A 5,214-nucleotide genomic window follows, 5' to 3' on the forward strand; every position below is an offset into this window, starting at 1 on the left:
GACGACTCGCTGACCAGCGGGTTGCTCGCCTTCGCCGCGGAAGCGGCGAAGGCGATCGGCGGGGAGGCGGCCGCCGCGCCCGCCCCGCCGGCGCTGCCGTGGCGCATCAGCGCCGCGCGCAGCGGGTCCGCGCCCGGGTTGTGCGCCTGCATCGCCACCACGATCTGCCGCGGCGAGACCTCCTGGCGGTAGTAGGAGCGGTTCCACTCGCTGCGCGCGGCCAGCAGGGAGCCTTCCAGCGACACCCCGGCGTAAAGGCCGCGCGCGCGGGCGAAGGCCAGGATGTCGGCGCCGACGGCCGCCGTGGTGGCCGCTTCCACCGAGCCGCCGACCGTGGCGATGGCGAGCGACGCGTCGGCGCCGAACTTGAGCTGGTTGTCCAGCACCGCGGTCAGCGCCCGGTCGTTCATGATGAGCATGACAAGTTGCAGGTCCTGGATGCCCGCCTGGAGGCCGAAGGAGCCGGACGCGATGGAGTAGAAGGCCGGCGAGGACCAGGAGCCCGCGGCGTCGCGCCCCACGAGCACGCAGCCGCCGCCCTCGCCGCCGAAGAAGAAGCCGGCCTTGAAGATGCGCGGGCAGATCATGACGGCGCGGGCGCGGCGGAGCAGGCGGGCGGCGTTCAGGCGGTCGTTGCCCTCGCCGAACACCTCGTTGACGGTGAGCGTGGCGCGGTCCACCAGTCCCTGCTCCTGGCCCGCGCGCGGCACCCCGCCCGCGCAACCCGCGAGGAACGCCAAGGCCAAGCCCAACCCCAACAACCGACGGCGCATCCCATCCCCCTCAGCGCGGCCCCGTATCGGGGGCGAAGCTACCGGCAAGCCGGGGCGGTGTCACTCTGGCGCCGGGGGCGTCCAGGGCTCCTCGTTCACCGCCGCCACGCGCCAGTCGGCGCCGTGCCGCTCCAGCCGCGTCAGGCCGAGGTTGCGGATGGAGAAGCCGAGCGCCTGGTGCGCCGAAAGGCCGAGCGCGTGCGCGATCGCGGCGCGGATGGAGCCGCCGTGCGCCACCACGACCACGTCCCCGCCCGCGTGCCGGTCGGCCAGCGCCTCGATGACCGGGCCGACGCGGGCGCGCACCTCGTCGAAGCTCTCGCCGCCGGGCGGCTTCTCCTCGGCGCCGTGCGGCCAGAACGGGTGCGGCGCGTGGCGCAGCCGCTCGGCCAGCGCCTCGTGCGGGATGCCCTGCCACTCGCCCAGGTGCTGCTCGGCGAGGTCGGGCTCTTCCTGGAGTTCCGCCTCCGGGTAGCCGGCGGCGAAGACGGCCGCGGCGGTGGCGCGGGTGCGCGACAGGCCGGAGACGACCCAGTGCGCCGGCCGGGGCAGGCGGGAGGCGAGCCAGCGGTGCAGCGCCGCCTCCTCGCGCAAGGCGGTGTCGCAGAGGGCGACGTCCATGGCGCCGTAGAGCATGGCGCGGGCGGAGGGCTCGACGAGGGCGTGGCGGATCAGGAAGAGGCGGGTGACGGCGGGGGCGTGCTGCATGGCGCGCGGGCTTGCCGCAGCGCCCCTGCGGCGGCAAGCGCGGCGGCGTGGGATCGACGCGCTTCCACGACCGTTGGGCGCCGGGCCTGGTCGGCGACATTGCCGCGCTGCACGCGCGCTTCTACGCGCGGTCCCACGGCTTCGGCGCCGCCTTCGAGCGCAAGGTCGCGGCGGAGTTCGGCGCGCTGCTGGCGGGCTTCGACCCGCGCCGTGATCTCCTGCGCGCCGCCGAGGGCGACGGCCGGTTCCCGGGCTCGACCGCGGTGGACGGCGCCGGTTGGCCGGACGCGGCGCAGCTCCGCTTCTTCATCCTCGACCCGGCGCTGCACGGCCGGGGGCTCGGGCGGCGCTGGCTGGCGGAAGCGGTGGCGCACGCGCGGGTCGCGGGCTTCCGCCGGATGTTCCTGTGGACGCTTGGCGGCCTGGGCGCGGCCACGGCGCTCTACGAGGAGGCGGGCTTCCGGCTGGAGGAGGAAAGCGTGGCGGCGCAGTTCGGCGCGCCGGCGTTGGAGCGGCGGTTCGGGTTGGCGTTGTAGGCCGGCGCGAGGGCCTCGGACCGTCGGCGGCGCGCGCTTCGCCGCCGGCGTCAGGCGTCTTGGAGCGCCCGCGACCGCGCCACGGCGATCGGCGGCGGGCGTTCGGGGACCGAGCGATCGGGCAGCGGCCCGGTCCCGCCGGGCGCCGCATCGCCGTTCCGGCCACCGCCGTCGGCATCGTGGCCGCGCAGCGGCGCCAAGTCCCGCGCCGCCGGGACCAGCGGCGCCCAGACGCCCGGCGCGCCGCTCAGCAGGACGGAGGTTTCCCCGTCCTTCGCGCGCCTCCCCGCGGCCGTCCGGGCGCCATCATGGCGCGTCCCGCGGCGCGGGGGGCTTTCGGCGCGGGATCAGCGCGCCGAGCCGGCCGATGGCGCGCCGGCGCCGGGCAGCTCCGCAGGGCGCGTCACCACCACGAAGCCGCGGTTCGGCAGCGCGGCGTCGCCAGGCGGCTGCACCTCCAGCCACGGCATGGCGCTAAGCAGCAGCACCGCGAAATCCTCCGCTTCCGCCCGCGTCGGGAAGTGCCAGCCGGCTGGCGCGAAGTCGCGCGGGCTCACGCCGAGTTCGGTGGTCTCCTCGCCGACCACCCGCACGAATCCGGCGTAGCGGCTTTGCGTGTTGAGCTGGGCCAACCTGCCGTCGCCGGGGGCCGGAGCGCGGACGGCCGGGGCGGCGGCCGACCCGCCGACCAGGGCGCCGAGCGCCCCCGCCGCCATCCCGTCCGGGGGCACCGGCCCCCAGAACAGGCCGTTGCAGTGGTCGCGGTGGACCAGGAAGCCCCGCGGCTGCTCCCGGGAGGCGCCGAAGAGCGGGGAGCGTTCCCGCCAGTCGCGCGCGCAGACGCCGCCGTCCGTCAGCAGGACCACGTGCTGCTCCGGCCTGGGCGCCGCGTCGGTGTCGGCCCCGGTCCGGCCGCCGGTGGCGGGCAGCACGCCGGCCGGCACGCGCAGCAGCTGCAGCCGGGCGCGTCCGCCGAGGACGAAGGCCCAATCGGCGGAGGGACGCCCGGGCGGGTCGTCCGCCGCGCGCAGGGGGATGGAGAACAGGCGGCCGCTCTTGTCCGGCCCGTTGGCCAGGCGGAGCGGGATCCGGGGCAGGGCTTCGCCGGATTCGAACACCGGGCGCCCCGCGCGCGGCCCGCCTTTGAACAGCGCCCGGCGCAGGCCGTCCAGCGCGCCGCCATCCGCCCGCGCCTGCCGCCGCAGCACCGCGGAAAAGGCCGGCGCCAGCGCGGCCCAAGCCTCGTCGCCGGCGACGCGGCGGGAGGGCATGGGCAGGGCCTCCAAGCCGTCGCGCAGGCGCAGCGACAGCCTGGATTGCGCGGAAGGGTCCAGGGCCGGCGTTTGAGCGCAGCCGGACAGGGCGAGGGCGGCGACCGCCGCGGCGACGGCTGCGGCGCGCAGATGGCGGGCGGTGGCGGTGTTCATCATGGCGCCTTGTAGCTATTCGCGTCATGGTTGAACAATGCAAACCTTATTCCCCGATGTTCAGCAGCGCCCCCTTCACGCGCGCCGCTCGGAACTGGCTCAGGAACACCCAGGCCATCGCCGCGAGCCAGAACGCGTCCAGCGCGAAGGCCCATGCCAGGTGATCCCAGGCCACGCGGCCGTCGAGCAGCGCGGCGCGCATCCCCTCGAAGACGTGGGCGGCCGGCAGGGCGAGCGACACGGGTTGCAGCCAGGAGGGCAGCACCGCCACGGGGTAGAACACGGCGGCGATGGGCGTGATGCCCATCAGGATGCTCCAGGCCAGCGCCTCCGCCCCCGCGCCGTAGCGCAGGATCAGCGACACCACGCCGAGCGCCACCGCCCAGCCCATCAGCAGGAGCGCGGCGATGAAGGCCACCACGACCGGCCCCATGGAGAACAGGCCGAAGCGGTACAGCACATACGCGAGCCCGACCGCCGGCAGCACGCCCACCACGACGCGCACCACGCTCATGCAGGCCAGCCCCGCCACCAGCTCGCGCGGGCGGAGCGGCGAGACGAAGATGTGGCCGAGGTTGCGGCTCCAGACCTCCTCCAGGAAGGAGATGGAGAAGCCCATCTGGCTGCGGAGCGACACCTCCCACAGCAGCACGCCGCCGAGCAGCACGCCGGCGGCGACGCCGAGCGCCCCGGCGGCCCCGCCCGCCGCGCCGATGTTGCCGCCGATGTAGGAGGTTACGAAGCCCCAGACGAGCATCTGGAGCACCGGCCAGTACATCAGCTCCAGGAGCCGCGGCCAGGAGCGGCGGTACAGCGCGAGGTGCCGGTACACGAGGCCCCAGACGCGGCGGGGCGCCCCGCCCGTCACGCCAGCACCGCCGCTTCTTCGCGCGACCGGCGGCCGCGGGCGATGTCGAGGAACACGTCCTCCAGGTCGTCGCGGCCGTAGCGCTGGAGCAGCGCCGCCGGGCTGCCCTGGTCCACCGCCCTGCCCTGCTTGAGCATCAGCACGTGGCCGCACAGGCGCTCCACCTCGGCCATGTTGTGCGAGGCGAGCAGGATGGAGCAGCCGCTCTCCGCCCGGTAGCGCTCCAGCCAAGTGCGCACCCAGTCGCCGGTGTCGGGGTCGAGGCTCGCGGTGGGCTCGTCGAGCAGCAGCAGCTCCGGCCGGTTCACCAGGGCCTTCGCCAAGGCCACGCGCGTCTTCTGCCCGGCGGAAAGCTGGCCGGAGGGCCGGTCCAGCAGGTCGGTGAGCTGGAGCTGCTCCGCCAGCTCGGCGATGCGCTTTTCCGCGCGCGGCACGTTGTAGAGGTGGGCGTAGACGCGCAGGTTCTCCGCCACGCTGAGGCGCGAGGGCAGCGCCAGGTAAGGCGAGGAGAAGTTCATCCGCGCCAGCGCCGCGAAGCGGTCGCGCGCCATGTCGTGCCCGAGCGCCTCCACCCGCCCCGAGGTCGGCACCAGCAGGCCGAGCAGCATGGCGATGGTGGTGGTCTTGCCGGCGCCGTTGCCGCCGAGCAGGCCCCAGGTGGCGCCGCGCGGCATGGAGAAGGACAGGTCGGACACCGCCGGGGGCGCGTCGTTCCGGTAGCGCTTGCTCAGCGCTTCGACCAGGATGGCGGGGGATGGCATGGCGCCGCATATGCGGTCGCGGGGCGGAGGCGCCAAGCCGCCCCCGACCGGCTCAGCCCCCTTTCGGCCGCAGCAACCGGCCTTCGAACAAGCCGATCCCCTGTTCCCAACCCCAGCCGATGGCGGCGGCGGTGTCGGCGC

The 5,214-nt window shown here is 75.4% G+C and carries 6 protein-coding genes; 1 reads left to right on the plus strand and 5 read right to left on the minus strand.

The genetic code is table 11. From position 1 onward, the window contains the following. Both ABD067_RS04975 and ABD067_RS04980 read right to left on the minus strand, forming a co-directional pair. The coding region (locus ABD067_RS04975; protein ID WP_343894059.1) for a lipid-binding SYLF domain-containing protein at nucleotides 1-773 on the minus strand (773 nt) is incomplete at its 3' end. A gap of 60 nt (nucleotides 774-833) precedes the next feature. Then, nucleotides 834-1,481 carry a histidine phosphatase family protein gene (locus ABD067_RS04980; RefSeq protein ID WP_343894060.1) on the minus strand — a complete coding sequence of 216 codons (648 nt, stop codon included), beginning with the start codon at nucleotides 1,479-1,481 and terminating at the stop codon, nucleotides 834-836. An 11-nt stretch (nucleotides 1,482-1,492) separates the two neighbouring features. Between ABD067_RS04980 and ABD067_RS04985 the strand changes: the two genes are divergently transcribed. Beyond that, the gene (locus tag ABD067_RS04985; protein ID WP_343894061.1) at nucleotides 1,493-2,017 is read left to right on the plus strand and encodes a GNAT family N-acetyltransferase; all 525 of its coding nucleotides are present in this window, start codon (nucleotides 1,493-1,495) and stop codon (nucleotides 2,015-2,017) included. A 347-nt stretch (nucleotides 2,018-2,364) separates the two neighbouring features. On the opposite strand, the gene ABD067_RS04990 is transcribed toward ABD067_RS04985, so the two are convergent. The 3 genes from ABD067_RS04990 to ABD067_RS05000 are packed head-to-tail and all read right to left on the minus strand — an operon-like array spanning nucleotide 2,365 to nucleotide 5,073. Further along, nucleotides 2,365-3,447 (minus strand): hypothetical protein, encoded by a 1,083-nt coding sequence (locus tag ABD067_RS04990; protein WP_343894062.1) that lies wholly within the window; start codon nucleotides 3,445-3,447, stop codon nucleotides 2,365-2,367. A 43-nt stretch (nucleotides 3,448-3,490) separates the two neighbouring features. Beyond that, nucleotides 3,491-4,312, minus strand: coding sequence for an ABC transporter permease (locus ABD067_RS04995; RefSeq protein ID WP_343894063.1), 822 nt, complete (start codon nucleotides 4,310-4,312; stop codon nucleotides 3,491-3,493). Next, the gene (locus tag ABD067_RS05000) at nucleotides 4,309-5,073 is read right to left on the minus strand and encodes an ABC transporter ATP-binding protein (protein ID WP_343894064.1); all 765 of its coding nucleotides are present in this window, start codon (nucleotides 5,071-5,073) and stop codon (nucleotides 4,309-4,311) included. Before ABD067_RS05000 ends, ABD067_RS04995 begins: the two co-directional genes overlap by 4 nt. Between the last annotated feature and the right edge of the window lie 141 nt (nucleotides 5,074-5,214).

The organism is Craurococcus roseus, assembly GCF_039523795.1.
Classification (GTDB): domain Bacteria; phylum Pseudomonadota; class Alphaproteobacteria; order Acetobacterales; family Acetobacteraceae; genus Craurococcus; species Craurococcus roseus.